Origin of the sequence: Kribbella sp. NPDC003505 (assembly GCF_040610875.1) — a bacterium.
Classification (GTDB): Bacteria; Actinomycetota; Actinomycetes; order Propionibacteriales; family Kribbellaceae; genus Kribbella.
In genome coordinates this window covers 318,677-343,361 of record NZ_JBEXNA010000010.1, presented here as the reverse complement: position 1 = coordinate 343,361, position 24,685 = coordinate 318,677, and the positions used below count along the sequence as shown (strand labels likewise).

The following is a 24,685-nucleotide window of genomic DNA, read 5'->3' as shown; positions in this document are numbered from 1 at the left end:
ATCCGGTATTAGACCCCGTTTCCGAGGCTTATCCCAAAGTTGAGGGTAGGTTGCTCACGTGTTACTCACCCGTTCGCCGCTCGTGTACCCCCGAAGGGGCCTTACCGCTCGACTTGCATGTGTTAAGCACGCCGCCAGCGTTCGTCCTGAGCCAGGATCAAACTCTCCGTTGAAAAATATGACAAACCAGCAAAGCTGGAGAGTCGACAATCGAAAAGCGATCCTTTGAATCAGAAACAAAACCATCAACTGGCTTGTCATCCGTAATAATTTCAAAGGAATCCACCCACAGACAAACAACAACCCACACCCCAAGATCAAAGACCCAGGGCTAGGAGAAATCGTTCAACGCCTGTGGACGGGGTTAATGCATCTTTCGGCATTGACTTTCGGCACGCTGTTGAGTTCTCAAGAATCGGACGCACACCGCAGTCTGACCTTCCAGCCAGACTCCCGGGGCAACCTTCGCTACTTTACCGGAGCAGAACCACCGAGTCAAGTCCCAGTTTTTCTGACCCCTCCACCCGCATCCAAGCTACCGCCCCGAGTCAGACAACCCGGTTCGGCTCAGCTAGCCTTGGGGGGTTCGGAGCGACCGGCCGCCTTCGCGTCCTGCGCCTCGCTCCAACAAAGAGAACATTACGTGGCCCGCAGGTGGCCGGTCAAATCCGCCCGGGGTGCGCCGAATCACAGGCCTGTAATTTGCCTGGGGCAACCCGGATGTGGGAGTGCAGCCCACTCCCACGCCGGCACCGTCAGCCCTGCGTCCGCGCGGCCAGAACCCCTGCGAAGGAACGCTTCCCGCGACGCAGCACCAGCACGCCGCCAGGCAGCAGGTCCTCCGCGGCCGGCACGTACTCGGCGTCCTTCACCTTCTCGTTGTTCAGGTACGCGCCGCCTTCTGCGACCGTGCGCCGCGCAGCCGACTTGCTGGCCACCAGCCCCGACTTCACCAGCAGGTCGCCGTACGTCGGCATCGGTTCGCCGGCGCCCAGCTCCACATGCGGCGCTTCGCGCAGCGCCGCCACCAGGGTCGAGCCGTCCAGCGACCTCAACTCTCCTTGGCCGAACAAGGCCTTCGACGCCTCCTGCACGCGCAGGGTCTCGTCGGCCCCGTGAACCAGGGTGGTCAGCTCCTCCGCCAGCGCTCGCTGCGCCTCGCGGGCCTGAGGACGTTCCGCGGTCGCCTGTTCGAGGGCGGCCAGCTCCTCCGGCGTGCGGAACGTGTAGAAGCGCAGGAGCTGCATCACGTCCCGGTCGTCGCTGTTGAACCAGAACTGGTAGAACGCGTACGGCGTTGTCAGCTCCCGGTCCAGCCACACCGTGCCGGACTCCGTCTTCCCGAACTTCGTGCCGTCGGACTTGGTCACCAGCGGCGTCGCCAGGGCGTGCGCCTTGCCGGCCTCCGTACGGCGGATGAGCTCGACGCCCGCGGTCAGGTTCCCCCACTGGTCGCTGCCACCGGTCTGCAACGTGCAGTTGTGCCGCCTGTACAGCTCCAGGAAGTCCAGGGACTGCAGCAGCACGTAGCTGAACTCGGTGTAGCTGATCCCCTGCTCCAGCCGGGCCTTCACCACTTCCCGGCCCAGCATCCGGTTTACCGGGAAGTGCTTACCGATGTCCCGCAGGAAGTCGAGGGTGTTGAGGTCCTTGGTCCACTCGTAGTTGTTGACGATCCGGGCCGGGTTCGGCAGGGACGGATCGAAGTCGACGAACTTCTCCACCTGGGCGCGGACCTTCTCGACCCACTCGTGCACGACGTCCTTCGGGTTCAGCACCCGCTCGGACGTCTCCTTCGGGTCACCGATCAGCCCGGTGGCGCCGCCGACGAGCCCGATCGGGTTGTGGCCGGCCAGCTGGAGCCGCCGCAGCGTCAGCAGCTGCAGCAGGTTGCCCATGTGCAGGCTGGGCGCGGTGGGGTCGAACCCGACATAGGAGGTGATCGGTCCTGCCGCCATCGAGGCCCGGAGAGCGTCCGGGTCGGTGGAGTGGGCGATCAGGCCACGGCTCTGCAGGTCGTCGAGCACCTGAGTGCGGCGTTCGGTCACTAGTTCTCTCCTCGAGTACGTCGGGTCGGTACCAGTGTCCTGTACGGCGGCGTACCGCGACTCAGGTGGGTTCGGGACGTGTCAGCACCGACCGGAGCTGTGGGCGCAGCGCGTGTCCGTCCGGTCCCTGCACCGTGACGGCGGTGGGCCTGTGCGGGTCATGGGCGCCGGGGTCCGTATTCGGGACCGGGAGACCGTGGGACAGGACCTGCTCGGCCGGGGTCAGCTGGCGGATCCCGATGGCCAGCACATGGTCCGGATGCGTCTGCGCGAAGTCGCCGTACAACTGGGGGTCGTGCTGGCCGTCGTCACCGATCAGCACCCACCGCACGTTGGGGAACTCGCGAGCCAGCCGGCGCAGTGCGGTCCGCTTGTGTTCCTGGCCGCTCCGGAACCAGCCGGTGTTCGTCGGTCCCCAGTCCGTCATCAGCAACGGGCCCAGCGGGTACCCGTGCCGGGCCAGGAAACGGGTGAGCGTCGGCGCGGTGTTCCACGCCCCGGTGGACAGGTAGAACATCGGTGCACCGGGGTGGTCCGCCAGCAGCTCCTCGTACAGACCGGCCATTCCCGGTACGACGCGGCGCGCCTGCTCGTCGCGGACGAACGTGTTCCACGCCGCGATCAGCGGACGCGGCAGCATCGTCAGGATCACCGTGTCGTCGATGTCGCTGACAAGTCCGAACGTGGCCTCGGGGTCCGGGACGAAGATCCGCGCCCGCGCCTGGCGGTCGCCGCGCACCCCGAGGACGACCTCGTGCCACCCCGGGGGCAGCACCACCGGCACGTTCAAGTCGATGAAGCCGCCGCGATCGGTCACGGTCTCGAACGTCTGCCCGCTGACCGTGACGGTGACCGGCACCTTGGTCGCCGGCGCCGTCACGAACACGCGCCAGCCGCGCACCACCTGGTCCTCGTCGTACCGCGGCTGGTTGCGCGGATCGCGGCCGAGCACCACACGGGCCAGCACCCGGACGAACTCGGTGTTGCCGTAGCCGACCTGCGGGATGATCCGCTCCTGCCAGCCACGACGCCGAAGCACCGCCTGCACCCCGAGGTTGAACCAGTCCTCGAGACGGGACGAGTAGTGCGGACGGGCCATACCGGAAACCTACCCGTCGCACGGGCCGCTAGTCGCCCTGCCTCGCGGTCCGCGGACACCTTTCACACGTCCTTCACGAACTGTCGGTCGCGTCGCCTACCGTCTCTCCATGACCGCTCTCGGAATGTGCTTCCCGCGTACCTATCCGGCCGCGCTCGTCACCGAGGTGGCGCGGCGGCTCGACCGCGGCGGCGCGGACGAGCTGTGGATCATCGAGGACTGCTTCTTCACCGCGGGCCCGTCGCTGGTGTCGGCCGCGCTGACGTCGACCGAGCGGCTGACCGTCGGGCTCGGGATCGTGCCGGCCGTCGCGCGCACGGCCGCGGTCACCGCGATGGAGTTCGCGACGCTGGAGGCCCTCGGGCCCGGGCGGTTCCTGCCGGGCATCGGTCATGGCGTGCAGTCGTGGATGGGGCAGATGGGCGTCCGGCCGAAGTCGCCGTTGACGGCGCTCGACGAGGTGACGACCAGTGTGACCCGGCTGCTGCGCGGCGAGGAGGTCAGCTTCGAGGGGACGACGGTCCACCTCGACGCAGTGAAGCTGGACGCGCCGCCGGCCGACGTACCGCCGATCCTGCTCGGGGTGCAGGGCCCGAAGTCGATGGCGCTGGCCGGGCGGGTGGCCGACGGGGTCGTTCTGGCCGAGCCCGCGACCGCGGCGTATGTGCGTCAGTCGGTGGAGCACGCCGGATCACCCGACGGGTTCGTGGTCGCGGTGTTCACGTCGATGTGCGTCCGCGAGGACCGCAAGACGGCGTACGAGTGGACCGCGCCGTGGCTCGGTTCGCGGATCGGCGACCGGCCGCCGCAGCTGACCGCGCTGCCGTTCTTCGACGAGATGAAGGCGCTGTACGACGCGTCCGGCGAGGCGGGGCTGGTCGGGATGCCGGCTGACTGGTGGACCGCGATCGGCGCGATCGGCACGGTGGATGACGCAGCCGAACACGTCGCCGGGCTGGAGGCGGCCGGGGTGCACCATGTGGGGCTGTTCCCGGATCCGGAGGTCGAGCACGGGTTGCCGCAGCTGGACTACGTGCTCGAGCTGGCGAACCGGTAGGACCTAGGCGCGCTTCTTCGGGACGTGCGGTCGGTACGGCGAGACCGTCGGGTCGTTCGGGATCCAGAAGCGCCACGGGTGGTCGGGTGCTTCGCGGAGGCCGACGCGCGGGCCGGTCGCGGGTACGCCGTCGAAGCCGGAGCCGTCGAGGATCTGGATGGACGACGTCTTCGCGAGCAGGTCGGCGCCGTTGCCCTCGCGTCCGATGCCCAGGGCAACACAGAGGCGGGCCGGGCCACGGGCGAGGTCGCGGTCCGGGTTGGTGGCGGGACGTTTGGGGAGCTGACCCTTGCGGACTCCAGCTTGGTTGACAGCTTGGTTGACAGCTTGGTTGACAGCTTGGTTGACAGCTTGGTTGACGACCACTTTCTGCGGCGTTGTCTGACCGCGGCGGGCGCGGGCGAGGTCGACTCCTTCGATGACCTCGCCGGCGCGGAGCAGGACGGCCGACGGGACGCCTTCCGGGCCGGCGACGACGTTCATGCAGAAGTGCATGCCGTAGGTGAAGTACACGTACAGGAAGCCGGGCGGACCGAACATGACCGCGTTGCGCGGTGTCTCACCCCGGTAAGCGTGCGAGCCGGGGTCGTTCGGCCCGTCGTACGCCTCGACCTCGGTCAGCCGGACGGCAACCGTGCCCTCGTCGGTGCTGCTGCGCAGCACCGCCCCCAACAGCCGCGGCGCCACCTCCAACACAGGACCCGCCAGCTGAGAACGACGCATGCGCAGCACCTTAGGCGACCGCCAGGCAGGCCGGCCCTTCGGCCGGGTGGGCGAGGGCACTGACCGGGGACCTGATCTGGTGACCTGAGACAGGTAATAGCAGGTCTCCAGGCCCCGTTACTTGTCTCAGGTCTCCCGAATCGCCGGCGAATTGCTGGTGGCTGCCGTCAGGTCAGGCGGGCGGTGTGGGCGGCGGCGCGGTCGCGTAGCTCGGTCAGTTGTTCACTGACTCGCGCCTGCGCCGTACCACCGCGGGTGTTGCGGGAGGTCAGGGAGCCTTCGACGGTCAGGACCGTGCGGACTTCGGGGGTCAGGTGCGGGGAAATGGCGGCCAGGTCGTCGTCGGTGAGGTCCCAGAGTTCGATGCCGCGCTTCTCGCATTCCTGGACGCAGGCGCCGGCGAGTTCGTGCGCGACGCGGAACGGGACCTTCTGGCGGACCAGCCATTCGGCGATGTCGGTGGCCAGTGAGAAGCCCTGCGGGGCGAGTTCTGCGAGGCGGTCCGCGTTGAAGCGCAGCGTCCGGATCATCCCGGTGAACGCGGGCAGCAGCACCTCGAGGGTGTCGATGGAGTCGAAGACCGGCTCCTTGTCCTCCTGCAGGTCCCGGTTGTACGCGAGCGGCTGCGCCTTCAGCGTCGCCAGCAGACCGCTCAGGTTCCCGATCAGACGCCCCGCCTTGCCGCGGGCGAGTTCCGCGATGTCGGGGTTCTTCTTCTGCGGCATGATGCTCGACCCGGTCGAGAACGCGTCGTCCAGCTCGACGAAACCGAACTCCTTCGTCGCCCAGATGATCACCTCCTCGGCGTGCCGGGACAGGTCGACGCCGATCTGCGCGGTGACGAACGCGAACTCCGCGACGAAGTCCCGCGCCGACGTACCGTCGATCGAGTTCGCCGACGAGTTCGTGAAGCCCAGCTCGTGCGCGACGAAGACCGGGTCGAGCCCGAGCGAGCTGCCGGCCAGCGCGCCCGAGCCGTACGGCGAATCCGCCGCCACCCGCGCGTCCCAGTCGGCCAGCCGGTCGAGGTCCCGGAGCAACGGCCAGGCGTGCGCGAGCAAGTGGTGGGACAGCAGCACCGGCTGCGCATGCTGCAGATGCGTCCGCCCGGGCATCGCGACACCCAGATGCCGCTCGGCCTGCTCCGCGAGCGTGTTGACCTGCTCCAGCAGCAGCCGCCCGATGATCCGGCCGTGGTCCCGCAGGTAGCTCTTGAACAGCGTGGCGACCTGGTCGTTCCTGGACCGTCCCGCACGCAGCCGTCCGCCCAGCTCAGGCCCGAGCCGGACGAGGAGACCGTGCTCCAGCGCCGTGTGCACGTCCTCGTCCTCGGCGGCGGGCTGGAACTCGCCGGACAGTACGTCGGCCAGCAGCCCGTCGAGCCCCGCGAGCATCGCGTCGAGGTCCTCGTCCGTCAGCAGCCCCGCGCGGTGCAGCACCTTCGCGTGCGCCTTCGACCCGGCGATGTCGTACGGCGCCAGCCGCCAGTCGAAATCCGTCGACTTGCTCAACGCCGCCAGCGCATCCGCCGGCCCTCCCGCGAAACGTCCGCCCCACAGGGCAGCGCTCTCTCCAGTGCTCACAAAATCATCCTCTCAGTCACTTGCTCAACACCGTGCGCCAGGTCGCGGCATCGCCCGGCGCGTAGGCCCGGCTGAAGCCGCATCCGAACGCGTAAGCGTCTTCGAACGGATCGGCCCCGCCCCACTGTGGCTCGCCTGCGATGAGCAGCCGGCTGCCAACGGTGTAGTCAGGGAAGTCGACGGACACGTCGTACCCGGATCCCTGCGGTGGGGTGGCGGTCCGCACCGTCACGGTCCGGCCGCCGCCGACCGGCTTGAACCACTCGTGGACCGTGAAGGTCAGCAAGTAGCTCGGGAACGTCCCGCCCGGAGCACGCACGGCCTTCTGGACGGTGCCGTCGAACGCGAAGGCGCGCTGCTTCAGCTCCGCCGGCGAATACACGACTGCGCAGGAGCCGGCGATCCCTTGACTCGGCCGGGACGACGTAGCGCTCGGCTGAGAAGCGCTGGATCGTGGGCCGGGGATCGCGACCGGGTCCGGCTCCGAGGCGCCACGGTAGATCGCGACGCCGCCGATGACAGCGGCAGCGATGGTCGTCGCGGCCAGAGCGGGCACGAGCACCCGGCGACGAACGGTGCGCGTACGTGATCGTGCGGCGGCCTCGTCAAGCTGACGGCGGGCGTGAGCGAGGACCTCCGCGGCCGGCGGTGGAACCGCGCCGGCGGACTTCAGGTCGTCCCAATGATCGGTGGGGTTCATCGGTCAGCCTCCTGTCGGGTCCTGGCGGGGTCGGTGAGGTGCTCGTCCATGCGTTGGCAGAGCCGGCCCGAGGGCCGCGGCATCCAGGCGAGCGTCGACCGCGTCCGTCTCGTCCACCGGCCGCTCGAAGCCGAGGAGCGACGGTACGCGGAGTCGACGTTTGCGGTAGTAGCCGTGCAGCACGTGCCGAGCCACTCCGAACAGCCAGGCGCGCGGGGAGCCCAGATCGGGGTCGAACGACGAGCGACCAGCGTACGCCGCGACCCACACCTCACCGAGCAGATCGTCCGCGACTCCGTCGGCCGTACGGCGGCTCAGGTACGCGTGGATGTCACCGCCGTGCGCATCGACCTGCGCCACGAACCATTCGTCCATCGCCGCTCCCCTCCACCCACCTCACCTCGTACTTGGCGATGGTCGGCGTCAGCGTTCGCTACTTCGGTTCGCGGGCGGCGAGGGACAGGAAACGGGCGGCGAGGTCGGGGCCGCCGGTGGGGTTGCGGGAGACGACCATGACGGTGTCGTCGCCGGCGATGGTGCCGAGGACGTCGTCGAGGCCGACGTGGTCGATCGCGGACGCGAAGTACTGGGCCGCTCCCGGCGGGGTTCGCAGGATGACGAGGTTGGCGCTGCCCTCGGCCGATACGAGCAGCTCGGACGCGACCCGGGCCAGGCGGGCCTCGAAAGCAGCCGCCTCGCCGGCGCGCGGCGTGCGGTCGCCGCCTTCGCCCGGTACGGCGTACACGAGCTGGCCGGAGGCGTCGCGGACCTTCACCGCGCCGATCTCGACCAGGTCGCGGGACAGCGTCGCCTGCCCGACGACCAGCCCGGACGCGGCGAGCAGGTCGGCCAGCTCGGTCTGCGACCGGACCGGCTGCCGGCCGAGCAGATCGACGATCCGCTGCTGGCGGGCCGTCTTGGTGGTGGGAACCGCAACGCTCACGACGAGAAACTCCTTGCCAGCAGCCACGACAGCAGCGCCTTCTGCGCGTGCAGCCGGTTCTCGGCTTCGTCCCAGACGACCGACTGCGGCCCGTCGATCACGGCCGCCTCGATCTCCTTGCCACGATAGGCGGGAAGGCAGTGCAACACGATCGCATCGGGCTTCGCCTTGGCGAGAAGTTCCCCGGTCACGGCGTACGGGACGAACGGCGCCTCGCGCTCGGCTGCCTCGGCCTCCTGGCCCATCGACACCCAGGTGTCGGTGGCGAGCACGTCGGCGCCGTCCGCGGCCGCGATCGGGTCCTCCGTCCAGGCGACCGATCCCCCGGTCGCCTCGGCGATCGCCGCCGCGCGCACGAGCACGTCCGGATCCGGCTGGTAGTCCGCGGGCGAGCCGATGACGACGTGCATGCCGGCGGTCGCGCCGCCGAGCAGGTACGAGTGCGCCATGTTGTTGGCGCCGTCGCCGAGGTACGCCAGCTTCAGCCCGGAGGTCCAGCCCTTGTGCTGCCGCACGGTCTGCAGGTCGGCCAGGATCTGGCACGGGTGGAACTCGTCGGTCAGTGCGTTGATCACCGGCACCGACGACGCCGCGGCCATCTCCTCGATCCGCGACTGGCCGGAGGTCCGCCAGACGATCGCCTCGACCTGCCGGTCCAGCACCCGGGCGGTGTCGGCGATCGGCTCGCCGCGGCCGAGCTGCGAGGTCTGCGCGTCGATGACCAGCGGTACGCCGCCGAGCTCGGAGATCCCGACCGCGAACGAGATCCGGGTCCGGGTCGACGACTTGTCGAAGATCACCGCGACGGTCTTCGGCCCGGCGAGCGGCTGGTGCCCGTGCCGGTCCCCCGCCAGCTGCGCGGCCAGCGTCAGTACTTCGTCCTGCTCGACCGGCGACAGGTCGTCGTCCCGCAAGAAGTGCCGGATCGTCACGGAACCTCCACCTGGTCGAGCAGCCCCGGGAGGGCCGCGACGAAACTGTCGGCATCAGCCTTGCCGAGGATGTACGGCGGCGCCAGCCGCAACGCGTCCGGGACCGGGTTGTTGATCACGAAGCCGGCGTCCAGCGCGAGTGCCGCCACCTGGTCCGACACCGGCGCGGTCAGCTGGATCGCGAGCAGCATCCCGCGGCCGCGGACACCGGCGATCAGCGGGTGGTCGAGCGCGATGATCGACGACGCGAGGTGGTTGCCGACGGCATTCACCTGCGCGAGCAGGCCGTCCCGTTCGATCACGGTCAGCACCGCCAGCCCGGCGATCGCCGCGACCGGGTTGCCGCCGAACGTGGTGCCGTGGTTGCCCGGCTGGAGCAGGTCGGCCGCCGGGCCGAGCCCGACACACGCACCGATCGGGATCCCGGCGCCGAGGCCCTTCGCCACCGTCACCAGGTCCGGCGTGATGCCGTCGTTCTCGTACCCGAACCAGGTCCCGGTCCGGCCGATCCCGGTCTGGATCTCGTCGATCCACAGCAGTGCGCCGTGCTCGGACGTGATCCGCCGCGCCGCCTGCAGGTAGCCGGCCGGTGGCACGACGACGCCGTTCTCGCCCTGGATCGGCTCGAGCACCACCGCCGCCGTCTCGTCGTCGACCGCCGCGGCCAGCGCGTCCGCGTCGCCGTACGGGACGAACTCGACGTCGCCGGGCAGCGGCGCGAAGGCCTCCCGGTACGCCGGCTTCCAGGTCACCGCGAGCGCACCCATCGACCGGCCGTGGAACGCCCCGACCGTCGAGACGATCTTGGTCCGGCCCGTGCGCCGGGTGATCTTGAACGCCGCCTCGTTCGCCTCGGTGCCGGAGTTGGTGAAGAACACCTTGCCCGGCACGTCGAACAGGCCGAGCAGCTTCTCGGCGAGCGCGATCTGCGGCGCGGAGGCGAAGAAGTTCGAGACGTGGCCGAGCGTGGCGAGCTGCGACGTCACCGCGGAGACCACGAACGGGTGCGCGTGGCCGAGGCAGTTCACCGCGAGTCCGCCGAGCAGGTCGAGATACTTGTTGCCGTCGGCATCCCACAGGTACGCGCCCTCGCCGCGGACCAGGACCCGCTTGGGCGCACCGAAGGTGTTCATCAAGGCACCGCTGTAGCGCGACGTCAGCGCCGCCTGCGTGCCGTCGACGGTCAGGAGCTCGGTCATGACGGGATCACCTGGGTTCCACTTCCGGCGTCGGTGAAGATCTCGAGCAGCAAGGAGTGCGGCACACGGCCGTCGATCACGGTCGCCCGGGAGACCCCGGATTCGACGGCGCGCAGGCACGCTTCCATCTTCGGCACCATGCCGGACGCCAGCGACGGCAGCAACCGGGCCAGCTCGGCGGTGTCGATCTGGGTGATGATCTCGTCGCTGTCCGGCCAGTTCCGGTACAACCCGGCGACGTCGGTCAGGACGACGAGCTTCTCCGCGCCGAGCGCCGACGCGAGCGCGGCGGCGGCGGTGTCGGCGTTCACGTTGTGCGCCTGACCGTCCTCGTCCGGGGCGATCGTCGACACCACCGGGATCCGGCCCGCGTCGATCAGGTCGATCACCGCCTCCGGGCGGACCCCGACCACGTCGCCGACCAGGCCGATGTCGACCTGCTCGCCGTCCACCAGCGCCGTCCGGCGTTCCGCGGTGAACAGGCCCGCGTCCTCACCGGACATGCCGACCGCGAACGGGCCGTGCGCGTTCAGCAGCCCGACCAGCTCCCGGCCGACCTTGCCGACCAGCACCATCCCGACGACGTCCATCGCCTCGGGCGTGGTGACCCGGAGCCCGCCGCGGAACTCGCTGTCGATGCCCAGCCGGCCGAGCATGTCGCTGATCTGCGGCCCGCCGCCGTGCACGACGACGACCCGCACCCCGGCGTACCGGAGGAACACGATGTCCTCGGCGAACGCGCGCTTGAGCTTCTCGTCGACCATCGCGTTCCCGCCGTACTTCACCACGACGGTCTTGCCGTGGAACTGCTTCAGCCACGGCAGGGCCTCGGTCAGTACGGCGGCCTTCTCGATCGCATCCGCCTGGATCATGACGAGTACGCCGAGTTCTCTTCGACGTACGCGTGCGACAGGTCCGTGGTGAGGACCGTCGCGGACGCCGGGCCTGCGTGCAGGTCGATCACCACGTCGATCTCGAGACCGCTGAGGTCCGCCTCGGACCTGTCCACGCCCTTGCCGCCCGCGACACAGATCGCCGCGCCGTTCAGGGTGATGTCGAGCAGCGACGGGTCGAACGCCGTGGGCGCGTTGCCGACCGCCATCGCGATCCGTCCCCAGTTCGGATCGGAGGCGAAGAACGCCGTCTTGCACAGGTTGTCCTCGGCAACGATCTTGGCGGCGGCCAGCGCCTCCGCCTCGGTCGCGGCGCCCTGCACCGTGATGCTCACATGCTTGGTGACACCCTCGGCGTCGGCCTGCAGCTGCTTCACCAGGTCAGCAGCCAGGTCCGTGAGCGCCGCCTCGAACGCCTCGGGCGTGACCGGCACACCGGACGCGCCCGAGCTGAGCAGCAGGACGGTGTCGTTGGTCGAGGTGCCGCCGTCGACGTCGAGCCGGTTGAAGGTCTTGGCGACCGCGTTCCGCAGCGCGTGGTCGAGGTGCGGCTGGTCGAGGACGGCGTCGGTGGTGATCACGCTCAGCATCGTCGCCATGTTCGGCGCACACATCCCCGCGCCCTTGGCGAGCCCGCCGATACTCCAGCCGTCGGCGTGCTTCAGCGCGGCCTGCTTCGGCACGTTGTCGGTCGTCATCACCGCGGTCGCCGCCGCGAGACCGGCCTCGGGTCCGTCGCCCAACGCGTCGACCGCCGCGGAGATCCCGGGAAGCACCTTGTCCATCGGAAGCCGCTCGCCGATCAGGCCCGTCGAGCAGACCCCGATCTGGGCCGCGCCGACGCCGAGCACCTCGGCCAGCTTCTCGGCGGTCTTGTGGGTGTCCTGGAAGCCTTCCGGCCCGGTGCAGGCGTTGGCGCCGCCGGAGTTCAGCACGACAGCCTTCAACGCGCCGGCCGACAGCACCTGCTGCGACCAGAGCACCGGCGCGGCCTTCACCTTGTTGGTGGTGAAGACGCCGGCGGCGACGTCGTGCGGGCCGTCGTTGACCACGACGGTGAGGTCCGGCGTACCGGCTGGTTTGATCCCGGCGATCACCCCGGCCGCTCGGAAGCCGGCCGGCGCGGTCACTCCGGCGCTCCGATCGACTCCAAAATTCAGCGCAGCGTCCGGTGTGATACCTACGGTCACGGGGCTACTCCTACGAGGGGCAGGGCCGTGGTCTCGTCGAGACCGGTGGCCAGGTTCATGCACTGCACGGCGGCGCCGGCGGTGCCCTTGGTGAGGTTGTCCATCGCGGCCACGACGACGGCGCGGCCGGTGCGCCGGTCGAGGGCGACCTGCAGTTGCACGGTGTTCGCGCCGAGGGTGGCCTGGGTCTGCGGCCACTGCCCCTCGGGCAGCAGGTGGATGAAAGGCTCGTCGGCGTACGCGTCCTCGTAGGCCTTCCGGAGCGTCGCGTAGTCGGCGCCGTCGGCGACGGGTGCGCTGCAGGTGGCGAGGATGCCGCGGGCCATCGGCGCGAGCACCGGCGTGAACGAGACGCTCACCGGCTGGTCGGCGTACGGCGCGAGGTTCTGCTCGATCTCCGGCGTGTGCCGGTGGACGCCGCCGACGCCGTACGCCGAGGCGGATCCCATCACCTCGGCGCCGAGGAGGTGCGTCTTCGGCGCCTTGCCCGCGCCCGACGTACCGCTGACGGCGACCACGACCAGCTGGGTCGGGTCGACGAGCTTGCTCTGCACGGCCGGCAGCATCGCCAGCGTGGAGACGGTGGGGTAACAGCCCGGTACGGCGACCCGGTTCGACCCGCGGAGCTTGTCCCGTTGCCCGGGGAGCTCCGGGAGCCCGTACGGCCACGAGCCGGCGTGCTCGCCGCCGTAGAACTCGGTCCACACCTCGGCCTCCGTCAGCCGGAAGTCCGCGCCGCAGTCGATCACGGTGACGTCAGCGCCGAGCTGCTCGGCGATGGCGGCGGACTGTCCGTGCGGAAGGGCCAGGAACACCACGTCGTGAACGGCGAGATTCTCCGCCGTGGTCTCGACCAGGATGCGCCCGGCCAGCGGCACGAGGTGCGGATGGTGCACGCCGAGCGCCGTACCGGCGTTTCCTCCGGCGGTCAGGGCGCCGATCTCGACGTCCGGGTGGCCACTCAGCAACCGGAGCAGCTCACCCCCCGCATACCCACTGGCCCCGGCCACCGCCACCGTCACACTCATGTGAATGAGTATGCCACGAACCGCATGAATATCCAACCGTGTCCATCCCCGCGGCGACCTTGTGCACCGGATCCGTACGGCCGGCCTCCGACGCTACGGATCTCATGCACAAAGTGGAACCACGGGCGGCGTGTGAGCGGGGTCACGTCACGAAGGGAGGGGTGCCGCGTGTCCTGTGGGTGACGACGGATCTTGGAGGTTGGGATGGCTCGGGTTGGGATGGTGCACCGGCGGGGGCTGGTGGTGCGGCTGGTGGAGTGGGGCAGCCGGCGGAAGTTCCGGAAGGTGCCGGATCCGGTGAAGGTGGCGTTGCACAACCGGCCGGTGTTGCTGTCGACGGCGTTGCTGGAGGGTACGGCGGCGCGCTGGAAGGCGCTCGCCCCGGAGCTGAAGGCACTCGCGGTGATGGTGGCGTCGGCGCGGATCGGGTGCAGCTGGTGCATGGACTTCGGCTACTGGGAGTTCCACCACCAGGGTGTCGACGCGGCGAAGCTGCACGATGTGCCAAGGTGGCGCGACAGCGACGTCTACACGGATCTGGAGCGCGCGGTGATGGACTACACCGAGGCGATGACGGCCACTCCACCGGAAGTCACCGACGAGCAGGTCGAGCGGTTGCGGCAGGACCTGAGCGAGGAGCAGCTGGTCGAGCTGACCGCGATCGTCGCGCTGGAGAACTACCGCTCCCGGATCAACTCCGCCCTCGGACTCACCAGCCAGGGCTTCAAGGAGTTCTGCGAACTGAGGCCGGTCCGATGACCGACGACCAACTCGCCCGCGAGTTCGCCGAGCACCGGGCGGTGCTGGTCGGCGCGGCGTACCGGGTCGTGGGCAGCGTGTCCGACGCCGAGGACGTGGTCCAGGAGGCGTGGCTGCGCTGGTCCGCGATCGAGCACGACGACATCCGCGACGTGCGCGCGTACCTGATCCGGATCACCACCCGGCTCGCACTGAACCGGCTGCGGGAGCAGAAGGCGCGCCGCGAGCAGTACGTCGGCCCGTGGCTGCCCGAGCCGCTGGCGACCGACGAGGACGACCCGGCGGCCGCGGCCGAGCTCGCGGACTCGGTGAGCATGGCGATGCTCGTCGTCCTCGAGACGCTCTCGCCGCTCGAGCGCGCCACGTTCGTGCTGCGCGAGGTCTTCGACCTGCCGTACGACGAGATCGCGGACACGCTCGGCCGCTCGGAGGCCGCCGTCCGGCAGCTCGCCCACCGGGCCCGCAGCCATGTGCACGCGCGGCAGCCGCGGCACCACGTCGACAAGGCGAGCCACGACGAGCTGACGATGCGGTTCATGCAGGCCGCCGGGTCGGGCGACTTCGACCAGGTGGTCGCGCTGCTCGCGCCGGACGCGGTCCTGATCAGCGACGGCGGCGGCAAGAAGCGGGCCGCGCTGCGGCCGATCCAGGGCGCGGAGAAGATCGCCCGCTGGCTGTTCGCGGTGATCGCGGAGAACCCGGGGTTCGAGATCCGGATGGGCACGCTGAACGGCGAGGTCGCCTACATCGCCTACGACGGCGACGAGCCGGACACGGTCGCGTTCCTGGAGGTCAGCGACGGCCTGATCAGCGACCTGTACCTGATTCGGAACCCGGACAAGCTGCGCCAGGTGAAGTGACCGCGCCGTAGACTATCTGCAACTCAGTCGCAGATGGAGGTGCGGTGAAGTACCTGGTGGCGACCCCGGACGACGCGCTCGAGCCGGGCTTGCGGGCAGACCTGCTGGACACGTGGGTGGCGGCGACGAACGCGGGCGGCGCGGTCGGGTACACCGCGCCGGCTCCGGTCGGGAAGATCGCGGAGAACCTCGACGGCGCGCTCGGGCGGGTCGCGGCCGGCCTGGACCTGCTCGGCGTCCTGCACGACGGTGAGCGGTACGTCGGGATGGGCATGCTGGTCAGCCGCGGCAGCGACCTGCAGGCGCACTGGCGCACGGTGCTGCGCGTCATGGTCCACCCGGGCAGCCAGGGCACCGGCGCGGGCCGGGTGCTGATGGAGGGGCTGCGCGGGTCCGCCGTCGATCTCGGTCTCGAGCAGCTGCAGCTGACGATCCGCGATGGCCTCGGCTTGGAGAAGTTCTACGGCCCGCTCGGCTACCACGTCGTCGGCCGCCACCCGCGCGCCGTCCGCGTCGCCGCCGACGACTACCGCGACGAGATCATGCTGGTCCTGGATCTGTAGGCCATCACAATCGCCGGCGCCGGGCACGAGCACGCGGTGACAGCCGCCGGCAGCGCAATTGTGATGGCCTGGGGAATCACTTGCGGGTGCGCGACAGCAGCACGAGGGTGGTGCCCAGTGCGGCGAGCAGGGCGCCGAGGGTGAGGATGACGGGCGGCGGTCCGCCGGTCGGCGGGAGCTCGGCGCGGTTGACGGTGCGGAGGTCCTCGGCGGGCTCGGCGCCGACGGTGAGCCTGACCGGCGCGGCGAGCGTCGCGCCGGTCTCATCGGTCCGCTCGTAGGTCACCTTCGCCGTACCGGTGAAGGTGGCCACCGGCTTGAGCGTGACAGTGCCGTCCGCGCCGACCGACCAGGTGCCCGCGCCGCTCGTGACCTGCTTCGCGCATGCGCCGCCCGGCGTCCGGAGACAGACCGAGCCCGGCTGGATCGTGCCGCTGTCGTTGAGCAGCGGGTTCACCGCGACCGGGTTGCCCGGTGTTCCAGTGGCCGCGTCCGGGGCCGCCTTGGCGAGCAGTGGGCCGGCGACCGTGACGTCGATGAGTGCGGTGCCCGACGTGCCGTTCGCATCCGTGACCCGGTAGGCCAATGCGGTCGTCGTACCGGCGAAACCCTGCGCCGGGGTGTACTCGACAGTGTCCGCGCCGACGACGAAGGTGCCCTCGTGCGGCACGGTCACGGTCTTCTTCTCACGACCGTCCGCCGGGTCCCGCAGTACGACGGATCCCGGGCGAAGCGGTGCGGACGGGTCGCCGGGCTTGTCGTTGGCGAGCACGTTCACCGCGACCGGCGTACCGAACGCCGTCTTCGCGCTGTCGTCGACGACGACCGGTCGCACCGGCAGCACCGTGACGGTGACGGTGGATCGCGCCGAGTTGTGATTGCTGTCCTTCACGTCGTACGCCGCCGGTCGCGCGGTGCCCGTGAACGCCGCTTCCGGTGTGAACGTGACCTTGCCGCCGGCAACGACGTACGCGCCCTGCCCGCGGATCGTCACGTGGTCGACCAGCGCACCACCCGGCCCGACCAGCAGCACCGACGCCGGATCGAGGGTCGCGCCCGGCCCCGGCTGGTCGTTGGCGAGCGGGTCGACGGTCACCGCCATGTGCTGCTTGGTCCGGGCCTCGTCCGGTACGGCGACCGGGCGTGCCTGGACCGTGATCGTCAGCGCACCGGAGCCGAGCGTGCCGTTGCGGTCGGCCACCTGATACCCGACCGGGACCGCCGCCCCGGCAAACCCGTCCGCCGGCGCGAACCGGATCGCCCCTGAGGGCTGCACCGTGAACGTGCCCTCCCCCGGTACGGACAGGGCCGCGAGCGGATTCCCGGTCGCCGGGTCGATCAGCCGCACGCCACCCGGTACGAGCGGTGCACTCGCGTCACCCGGCTTGTCGTTCGCCAGTACGTCCACCGTGATCGCGGTCTCGTACGGCGTGGCCGCAGCGTCGTCCTTGATCACCGGGACGACCGGCGCGAGCGTGACCGTGACAGATGCGCTCGCCTTGTTGCCGGTCGTGTCGCTGACCCGATAGGCGACCGACACGACGCCGCGGTACGCCGGTTCCGGGTCGAACGTGATCTTCCCGGCCTTCACCGTGAACACACCCTGCCCGGGGATCGCCACCCGCGGTCCCCAGGTCCCGCCGAACAACTGGACCGACTTCGGATCGAGCTGGGCGCCCGTCCCTGGCTCGTCGTTCGCCAGCGGGTCGACCGTGACCGTCACGTTCTGCTTGACCGCAACAGCATCCGCGACCGCCGTCGGCCCCTTGCCGACCGTCAAGAGCAGCAGTCCGTCCGCGGTCGTGCCATTGGCGTCGGCGATCCGGTACGTCGTCGGCGTCGTCACCCCCTGGAATCCCTTGGCCGGCGTGAAGGTCACCGCGCCGTACGCATCGACCGCATACCTGCCTTCGCCGGCTCGCGTCATCGTCTTGCCGAACTGTCCGGCCGCGTCTTTCACCACCACGCTCGCCGGCTTCAGCGGCGCCGACGCGTCACCGGGCTTGTCGTTCGCGGCCACGTCGACCGTGATCGGATGCCCGTACGGCGTGATCACCGAGTCGTTGACCGCGACCGGATTGACCGGCGTCACCGTCATGCTCAACGTCGAGGTCGCGTGATTGCCGTCCGAGTCGGCGACCCGGTAACTGACCGGACTCGCGTGACCCCGGAAGCCCGGCAGCGGGTCGAACTCGACCGAGCCGGTCGGCTGCACCGTATAGATGCCCTGACCGGCGACCGTCAACTTCTTCGCGGACCCGTTCAGGCCGACCGAACCGCGATCAAGCGTCGCGTCGGTGCCGGGCTGGTCGTTGGACAGCACGTTCACCGTCACGGTCACGTTCTGGAGCGTCGATGCGTTGTCGGCCACCGCGACCGGCGGCCGGCCGACGGTGACGGTCAACCGCGCGGTCGTCCTCGTCCCGTTGGCGTCCGCCACCTGGTACGTCACCGGCGTACCGGGACCACGGAACGTGGCGCCGGGATCGAAGCGGACCACTCCCCCGGCGGCCGAGTACGTGCCCTCGTTGGGGATCCGCACCGTCGCCTTCGAAGCACCGTCGGCCGGATCGACGAGCAGCAGACTGCCCGGGACCAGCGGCGCCGTCAGGTCGCCGGCCTTGTCGTTCGCGAGCACCTGCACCGTGACGCTCTTGTCGTACGGCGTCCGCGCGGCGTCATCCGCCGCGACCGGGGTGATCGGCGTGATCGTGACCGTGATCGTGGACCGCGCGGTCTGGCCGAACAGGTCGGCGACCCGATAGCCGACCGGACTCGTCACGCCCCGGAAGCCGGGCAGCGGGTCGACGGTGACCGCGCCGTCCGGGGTGACCTGGTAGTCGGCCTGCCCAGGGATCTTGACGGCCTTCTTCGGCGAGCCGTCGGCCGGATCGACGAGCGCGAGGCTGCGCGGATCGAGCGCGGTCCCCTGTCCGGCGAGGTCGTTGGCGAGCGGTGCGACGCGAACCGTGACGTTTTGCTTCGTGGTCGCGGTATCGGGTGCGGCGGTCGGCGCGGGCGGTTTCGCGACCGTGACGGCCAGCGTCGCCGTGGCCGTCGTACCGTTCACGTCCGAGACCCGGTAGCTGACCGGCGTCGCGGGGCCGGTGAACTTCGGCAGCGGATCGACGTCGACCGTCCCGTCCGCCGTCACGCTGTACGTCGCCTGGCCGGGGATCACCAGCGTCGCGGCCGGCAGCTTCGTGGTCGGATCGATCAGCCGCACGGAGGTCGGCACGAGCGGCACCGACGGGTCGCCGGCCGTGTCGTTCGCGAGCACCGGCACCGTCACGCTGGCGTCGTACGCCGTACCCGCGGTGTCGTCGGACGCGTCCGGGATGACCTTGGTCACCCGGGCGGTCAGCGTCGACCTGCCGATCGCGTTGTTGCTGTCGGCGACCTGGTACCCGACCGCGGTCGCAGTACCGCTGAACGTCGGCAACGGCTCGAACAGCACGCGACCGTCGGCCCGCACCGAGTATTTGCCCTGGCCCGCGATGACGAGCGACAGCACCGGCTGCGTCCGTGTCAGGAGCCGCACGCTGCCTGGCTTCAGCGCCGCCCCCGTCGGCCCCGGCTTGTCGTTGGCAAGCACGGCGGCCACGACAGACCGGCCTTGCAGCGTGGTGATGGTGTCCGGGTTCGCGACGGGCGGGCCGGGCGCAGCGACGGAGACGGTCAGCTCGGCGCGCGCCGCCGTACCGTTCTTGTCGAGCACCTGATAAGTCACGGGCGTGCCGACGCCGGTGAAGCCGTGCAGGGGCTGGAACGTCACGCTGCCGGCCGCGACCAGGTACGTCCCCTGCCGGGCGATCGTCACCTGCTCGACGAGCCGCTCGCCGGCCGGATCAACCAGCCGGAGAGTGGCCGGCACGAGCGGTGCGTCCGGCGAACCGGGCAGGTCGTTGTCCAGCACAGGTACGACGAGGTCCGTGTCGAACGCGGTCGACACCGAGTCGCCGTTCGCGGTCGGGGTCACCCGCGTGACCGTGACAGTCAGCGTCGACTCGGCCGTCTGGCGAGTGGTGTCGGTGACGCGGTAGCCGATCGACGTACCGACGCCGGTGAACTGCGGCTTCGGAACGAAGTCCACACCACCGCCGGGCTTCACGACGTACTCGCCCTCGCCCGCGATCACGACCTTCTTCTTGAACGTCGCGTCGGCCGGATCACGCAGTACGACGGAACCGGGCACCAGCTGCACGCCCGCGGCGGCGCGATCGTTGGCGAGCGGCTTGACGGACACGCTGACGTTCTGCGGCGTGGTCGCGGCGTCGGGGCTCGCGACCGGCCGATCCGGAAGCGCCACGGTCAAGGTCAGCTTCGCCGTGACCGCCGTACCGTTGCTGTCGGCAACCCGGTAGGTGATCGGCTTGCCCGGTCCGACGAAGCCGGGCACCGGTTCGACGCGAACAGTGCCGTCGGGCCCGGCGACGTACTTGGCCTGCCCGACGACGTTCACCATTTGCACGCACTTGTTGCCGTCGACGAGACAGAGCGTCCCAGGCGCCAGCGGCGTACCAGGGTCGCCCGGCTTGTCGTTGGCGAGCACCTTGACGACAACAGCGGTGTTGAACGCGGTCGTCGCGGTGTCGTCGGTCAGGACGGGCGGGGGCGGCGGCGTGATCGCGAACGGGTAGTCCTCGACCTCGCCGGCATCGGCCGCGCCGGTCGGCTTCTCGACCTGCGCATCGCTGTACCCGACGCGCACCCGCGCGTACGACGCGCCGGCCCTCGGCGCGAGCTCGGCCCAGCGCAGCGTGACCGTGGTCTGCCCGGCGGCGAAGGCGGCGCACGCCCGCTCACCCGGCTCGAACGTCCCGTTGACGTTGACATCGATCCACGCACACGCCCGCCCTGCCTTCGACGTACCCCCGAGCTGCAGGTCGGTCGTGTACGTCGTTTGGCTCGTCCGGAGCGGCTTGAAGGCGACACCGTCGTCGGCCTGGTCCGGTGTCACCGGGCCGGTCGTGCCGTTCGCGACGCCGGCGTTGTCCTCGGTGACGTCCTTCCCGAGGTGTACGTCGCTCAGCGCGGACCACGCGGCGCCGTACGACGCCGGTGCGTCGCCGAAGTCCTCGGGAGCCGACGCGACGACCGAGAACGCGTCGCCCGACGAGCCGTTGTTCACCGCGGGAAGCTTCGGGTGCTTGGTGAACAGCGCCGTCACGTCGAAGCTGACCTTGGCGACAACCCCGTTCACGCGGACCGATCCGCAGGCGGCGGTCGCGGACGTGTCCAGGCCGGACGGGCACTTGGTGTTGACGCAGTTCGGCCCGGTGTCGTGGTTGGCGGCGGTAATCGTGTCGCTGGTGACCGCCAGGTTGTTGCCCTGGCCGAGCTTCGTGAGGCTGAGGCCCGCGGTGCTGAGCTTCAGGACGGCGTGCAGCTCGGACTGCGCGGTCGTCCGGCCGCTCACGGTCCGGGTGACCGATCCGCCGAGGCCGCCGACGTGCAGGATCGGGTTCCGCACCGGCTGGGAGAACGCGATCGTCACGGTGCCGCGCTCGCCACAGCCGCCGGTGGACGCACAGTCGCCGGTGTTCACCACCACGTCCTGCGCCGGAGTGCTCGTCCCGATCGCCGGCTGGTAGGTGGCCGGACCGATGCCACGGAATCCGGCGGTCGTCGGATCGCCGAGCTCGGTCGGCCCGCTCACGGTGATCGTCTGCCGCAGTCCGGAGCCCGGCATCACCGTGGTGGCCCCGGCGAACGGGGTCGTCGGCACCTCGTACGCCGTCGCAGTGAGAGTGCCGAGGCTCAACAGGCCGGTGGCAACAAGAATGGCCCCCGGTCGGGTTGCCCGCATCAGTCCCGCCCTCCCGAGCAATCAGGTGCATTGCTGCGGCCGCGTGGCGGGCGGGCCTGCGTAGACGTAACGGCCCACGCGGACTCCATGTTACGGCTAAATCACTCTCCGAGGTCGTAGATCCGGACCTTGCCGACGCTGTGTCGGCGGACGGCGAGCTGGTCGAGCGCCGGCGACACCGGGCCGTTGCGCGTGTCGGCGTACAGCCACCGAACGCCGTACTCGTCGCGCATCCTGCGCAGTACGTCGGCCGTCGGGGCGGTGAGGGCCTGGTTGGTGAGGGCGACGCGGTCGGGCCACGGCGACGGCTGCTCGGTGTAGCGGCGGCCGCCGTCGCCCTGCCGGGCCATCGCCTGGTTCGTGTACGCCCAGCCCTCGATCAGCGTGCGGCGGCCGGCGATACCGCTGACGAGATAGCCGCGGGCGTCGCAGCCGGCCGCGGGCGGACCTGCCGGACGGCACCAGGTGTTCGTCGCCACCACATCGCCTGCGGCGGAGTTCTGCCCGAGCCACAGCGCCGCCTCGGCCTCGTCCGGGTACACCCACCACCGCGCGGCCCGGTACGTCGGCGCCTTCTCGGTGTCACCCCGGATCGCGCTCTGCACGAACGAGCTGATCGGAGCGGTCGAGAGCAGTACGAGGACGACGAACATGCCGCCGCCTGCTTGTCGCAACGTCAGCCGCCACACGAGCAGCAGGAACAGCGTGATGCCGAGCACGACGAGCAGCATCCGGGTGCTGAGCCACAACTGGCGACCGGTCGACGCAGCTGGGACGCCACGGGCCCAGACCAGCAGGCCGGCGTACCCGATCGACAGCACGAAGGCGGCAACCGCGATCGGCACCGGCCGGCCCGATGCGCGCGCACTGGTCGCGGCGAACCATCCGGCTCCGGCCAGGCTGAACGGTGCGGCGGTGTAGACGAAGTACGACTCGCTCACCGACGGGTGGTCGACGAGCAGGTAGCCGGCCCAGCCCGCGACCATGGCGCCGAGCAAGAACCACGCGACCGGGTCCTTGCGTCCGACCACGCCGAGCCCGGCCCAGGACATGGCCTGAAGTGTCAGCAGCAGTCCTAGCAGCAGACTGAGCGTCCCGATCACCTCGCCGTGCACGAGCGCAGGCAGGATCAGTCCCCCGTCACCCGGCTGCGTCTTGTCGCCAGTGGCCGCGGTGTAGACGGGCAGCGACTTCAGTACGGCCAGAAACTGCAACCGCGAGCCGCTCGTGCTTCCTGCGACGGTCAGGAAGGTCACCGCGCCTACAACCAGCAGCACCGCCGCCGTACCGATCAGACGCCACGGAAGCCGCCGGGTCGTCACCAGTAGGTAGAGCGCAGCGAGGGCGACTGCCGCCACCAGCAAGGGCAGCACGGTCGGCTTGGAGCCGCCGCCGACCACGGCGATCGGCACGATGAGTAGCCAGAGCCGGTGGCTGCCGTTCTTGAACAGGAGCTCGATGAGGAAGACGGCTGTGGTGACGGCCGCGACCATGCCGAAGGTCTGCGACGGGCTGAGCAGGCTGACCGGTGGTGCGAGGTTCACACTCGTGTCGACGAGCAGGAACAGCTGCGGCGCGGCCAGCGCCAGTGCGGCGAGCACGCCGGTCCACCAGGTGCGGCTGACGATCCGGGCCAGTGTCGCGCAGACGAGCAGCGAAACGACCAGCCACGGCAGGACCCAGAGACGGAACAGCACGATCAGCGGAGTGAGCCGCGTGACGTCGACGGCCGCGGCCATGTCGGCATTCGCGAACCAGTGGTAGTCGAGCCGCTCGCCGACGACCTGGGGAACCTCCGGCGGCACTGCGCGGGTCAGCTCGTGCACCATCGACAGGTGGTACAGGAGGTCCGGGTAGTACGCCTCGCCGTGCGGCGGCATCGGGTGGTACGCCATCACGCCGAACGTCGCCGCGCCGAGCATCACGGCCGCGGACACCGCCAGCCCGACGGTCCACGCGATCGGCAGCGGGCTGGGCTCGGCGATCCGGAAGTGCTGCCGCCCGTTGACAGCGAAACCGATCAGGACGAGCGCCGGCCACACGATCAGCCAGTCCTGCAGGCCGGCCGCAGTGAAGAGCGCCCAGCCGATCAGCTGCCACGTCGCGCCGACGACCGATCCGAGTCCGAGATCCTCCGCCCAGTTGCCCGTACTGCGCCACACGGCCCGCAGCAGCAGCGTCCCAGGCAGCGCGATCGCCCCGGCGAAGTACACGACGTACTTGACCGGCGGAGCGACGCCGACGTCGCCGAGCGACGCGAACCCACCGGCCGCCACCAGGATCGGCAGCAGCCACGGGAGGGACCGCTTCATCTGTTGGTGGGCGTGCTCTCGTGGACGGGCTCCTCCTGGTGCCCGTGGTCCTCGAGGCTGTCGTAGCCGACGAGGAACTGCGGTCTGCGTTGGCTCGACTGGAACAGGCGGGCGACGTACTCGCCCAGGAGGCCGAGGCAGAGCAGCTGGATCGCGCCGATCACGCTGACCGTGAGCACCGTCGATGTCCAGCCTGGGATGCTCCGGCCGGTCAGCTTGATCACGAGCGCGCCGACGACGAACAGCCCCGACATCGCGCCGCCGAGCAGGCCCAGCCAGGTCGCCAGCCGCAGCGGGGCCGCCGAGAACGCGGTCACACTGTCGAACGCGAGCCGCACCATCTTGGAGACGCTGTACTTCGTGGAGCCCGCGGCCCGCTCCGCCCGGACGTACCTGACCTCGGTGCTCGGGAAGCCGAGCCACGGGATCACCAGCCGGAACACCCGGCCGTCGTCCGGCAGCGCGTTCACCGAGTCCACCACGCGCCGGGTCACCAGCCGGAAGTCGGCCGCGTCGAACGGGATGTCCTTGCCGACCAGCCGGCACATCAGCCGGTAGTACAGCCGGGCCGACGTCCGCTTCGCCCACGAGTCGCTCGAGCGGTCCGAACGCACGCCGTACACGACGTCGACGTCCTGCTCGCGGACGGCCTGCAGGAACTCGGCGATGACCTCCGGCGGGTCCTGGAGATCCGCGTCGATCGTGACCACGTACCGCCCGCGGGCGCGGCGGAAGCCGGCCGACTGCGCTGCTTGGTGACCGCTGTTGCGGAGCAGCCGGACCACCCGGAGCTGCGGCCAGTCCTTGGCGGCCTCCAGCAACAGCGCCGCGGTCCGGTCCCGGCTGCCGTCGTCGACCACCAGCAGCTCGTAGCTGATGCCCAGACCGTCGAGCAGCGGGTGCATCCGCTCGAAGAAGATCGGCAGCACCTCCTCCTCGTCGTACATCGGTACGACGACGGAGAGCTCGGGGTGGGTGTCCCGCATC

Annotated in this window: 19 protein-coding genes and 1 rRNA gene; 4 read left to right on the top strand and 16 right to left on the bottom strand. The window is 70.1% G+C overall.

Translation table 11 applies throughout. The features are described 5' to 3' along the window. The 3 genes from ABZX12_RS31420 to ABZX12_RS31410 form a co-directional block, all read right to left on the bottom strand. Nucleotides 1-173: ribosomal RNA gene (locus ABZX12_RS31420) — 16S ribosomal RNA — on the bottom strand; the annotation flags it as partial. Between the two features lie 582 nt (nt 174-755). Beyond that, a complete protein-coding gene (tyrS, locus tag ABZX12_RS31415; protein WP_355699068.1) occupies nt 756-2,048 on the bottom strand; it encodes a tyrosine--tRNA ligase in 1,293 nt (430 codons plus the stop codon). A 61-nt stretch (nt 2,049-2,109) separates the two neighbouring features. Beyond that, the gene (locus tag ABZX12_RS31410) at nt 2,110-3,147 is read right to left on the bottom strand and encodes a phosphatase domain-containing protein (protein ID WP_355699067.1); all 1,038 of its coding nucleotides are present in this window, start codon (nt 3,145-3,147) and stop codon (nt 2,110-2,112) included. Nucleotides 3,148-3,256: 109 nt separating this feature from the next. Between ABZX12_RS31410 and ABZX12_RS31405 the strand changes: the two genes are divergently transcribed. After that, complete coding sequence (locus ABZX12_RS31405; protein WP_355699066.1) at nt 3,257-4,204, top strand: LLM class flavin-dependent oxidoreductase; 948 nt, start codon at nt 3,257-3,259, stop codon at nt 4,202-4,204. Nucleotides 4,205-4,207: 3 nt separating this feature from the next. Here the strand turns inward: ABZX12_RS31405 and ABZX12_RS31400 are convergent, their stop codons facing one another. From ABZX12_RS31400 to argC, 10 genes are all read right to left on the bottom strand, one after another. Then, nucleotides 4,208-4,927 carry a DNA-3-methyladenine glycosylase gene (locus ABZX12_RS31400; RefSeq protein WP_355699065.1) on the bottom strand — a complete coding sequence of 240 codons (720 nt, stop codon included), beginning with the start codon at nt 4,925-4,927 and terminating at the stop codon, nt 4,208-4,210. 167 nt (nt 4,928-5,094) lie between these two features. After that, nucleotides 5,095-6,510: an argininosuccinate lyase gene (gene argH / locus ABZX12_RS31395; RefSeq protein ID WP_355699064.1), complete on the bottom strand. Its 1,416-nt coding sequence runs from the start codon at nt 6,508-6,510 to the stop codon at nt 5,095-5,097. A 16-nt stretch (nt 6,511-6,526) separates the two neighbouring features. Further along, on the bottom strand, nt 6,527-7,210 hold the full coding sequence (locus ABZX12_RS31390; protein ID WP_355699063.1) for a hypothetical protein: 684 nt from the start codon (nt 7,208-7,210) through the stop codon (nt 6,527-6,529). A gap of 3 nt (nt 7,211-7,213) precedes the next feature. After that, nucleotides 7,214-7,585, bottom strand: a complete 372-nt coding sequence (locus ABZX12_RS31385; RefSeq protein WP_355699062.1) for a sigma-70 family RNA polymerase sigma factor — start codon at nt 7,583-7,585, stop codon at nt 7,214-7,216. Between the two features lie 58 nt (nt 7,586-7,643). Continuing rightward, nucleotides 7,644-8,153 (bottom strand): arginine repressor, encoded by a 510-nt coding sequence (locus ABZX12_RS31380; RefSeq protein WP_355699061.1) that lies wholly within the window; start codon nt 8,151-8,153, stop codon nt 7,644-7,646. Next, nucleotides 8,150-9,079: an ornithine carbamoyltransferase gene (gene argF / locus ABZX12_RS31375; RefSeq protein ID WP_355699073.1), complete on the bottom strand. Its 930-nt coding sequence runs from the start codon at nt 9,077-9,079 to the stop codon at nt 8,150-8,152. Before argF ends, ABZX12_RS31380 begins: the two co-directional genes overlap by 4 nt. 2 nt (nt 9,080-9,081) lie before the next feature. Then, nucleotides 9,082-10,284, bottom strand: a complete 1,203-nt coding sequence (locus tag ABZX12_RS31370; protein ID WP_355699060.1) for an acetylornithine transaminase — start codon at nt 10,282-10,284, stop codon at nt 9,082-9,084. Then, nucleotides 10,281-11,156 (bottom strand): acetylglutamate kinase, encoded by an 876-nt coding sequence (gene argB, locus ABZX12_RS31365; RefSeq protein WP_355699059.1) that lies wholly within the window; start codon nt 11,154-11,156, stop codon nt 10,281-10,283. The genes ABZX12_RS31370 and argB overlap by 4 nt, the downstream gene beginning before the upstream one ends. Continuing rightward, on the bottom strand, nt 11,153-12,367 hold the full coding sequence (gene argJ, locus ABZX12_RS31360) for a bifunctional glutamate N-acetyltransferase/amino-acid acetyltransferase ArgJ (RefSeq protein ID WP_355699058.1): 1,215 nt from the start codon (nt 12,365-12,367) through the stop codon (nt 11,153-11,155). The genes argB and argJ overlap by 4 nt, the downstream gene beginning before the upstream one ends. Beyond that, complete coding sequence (gene argC / locus ABZX12_RS31355) at nt 12,364-13,395, bottom strand: N-acetyl-gamma-glutamyl-phosphate reductase (RefSeq protein ID WP_355699057.1); 1,032 nt, start codon at nt 13,393-13,395, stop codon at nt 12,364-12,366. Before argC ends, argJ begins: the two co-directional genes overlap by 4 nt. Before the next feature lie 204 nt (nt 13,396-13,599). On the opposite strand from argC, the gene ABZX12_RS31350 reads away from it, so the two are divergent. Genes ABZX12_RS31350 through ABZX12_RS31340 form a run of 3 tightly spaced genes read left to right on the top strand, consistent with a single transcriptional unit; the run spans nt 13,600 to nt 15,577 of the window. Further along, nucleotides 13,600-14,154, top strand: a complete 555-nt coding sequence (locus tag ABZX12_RS31350; protein ID WP_355699056.1) for a carboxymuconolactone decarboxylase family protein — start codon at nt 13,600-13,602, stop codon at nt 14,152-14,154. After that, nucleotides 14,151-15,014 carry an RNA polymerase sigma-70 factor gene (locus ABZX12_RS31345; RefSeq protein WP_355699055.1) on the top strand — a complete coding sequence of 288 codons (864 nt, stop codon included), beginning with the start codon at nt 14,151-14,153 and terminating at the stop codon, nt 15,012-15,014. The genes ABZX12_RS31350 and ABZX12_RS31345 overlap by 4 nt, the downstream gene beginning before the upstream one ends. A 44-nt stretch (nt 15,015-15,058) precedes the next feature. Next, a complete protein-coding gene (locus ABZX12_RS31340) occupies nt 15,059-15,577 on the top strand; it encodes a GNAT family N-acetyltransferase (protein ID WP_355699054.1) in 519 nt (172 codons plus the stop codon). Between the two features lie 76 nt (nt 15,578-15,653). On the opposite strand, the gene ABZX12_RS31335 is transcribed toward ABZX12_RS31340, so the two are convergent. The 3 genes from ABZX12_RS31335 to ABZX12_RS31325 all read right to left on the bottom strand — a co-directional run bounded on the left by ABZX12_RS31335 (nt 15,654) and on the right by ABZX12_RS31325 (nt 24,684). After that, nucleotides 15,654-21,386 (bottom strand): Ig-like domain-containing protein, encoded by a 5,733-nt coding sequence (locus ABZX12_RS31335; protein ID WP_355699053.1) that lies wholly within the window; start codon nt 21,384-21,386, stop codon nt 15,654-15,656. A gap of 101 nt (nt 21,387-21,487) precedes the next feature. Then, nucleotides 21,488-23,698 carry a hypothetical protein gene (locus tag ABZX12_RS31330; RefSeq protein WP_355699052.1) on the bottom strand — a complete coding sequence of 737 codons (2,211 nt, stop codon included), beginning with the start codon at nt 23,696-23,698 and terminating at the stop codon, nt 21,488-21,490. After that, on the bottom strand, nt 23,695-24,684 hold the full coding sequence (locus tag ABZX12_RS31325; protein WP_355699051.1) for a glycosyltransferase family 2 protein: 990 nt from the start codon (nt 24,682-24,684) through the stop codon (nt 23,695-23,697). Before ABZX12_RS31325 ends, ABZX12_RS31330 begins: the two co-directional genes overlap by 4 nt. Between the last annotated feature and the right edge of the window lies 1 nt (nt 24,685).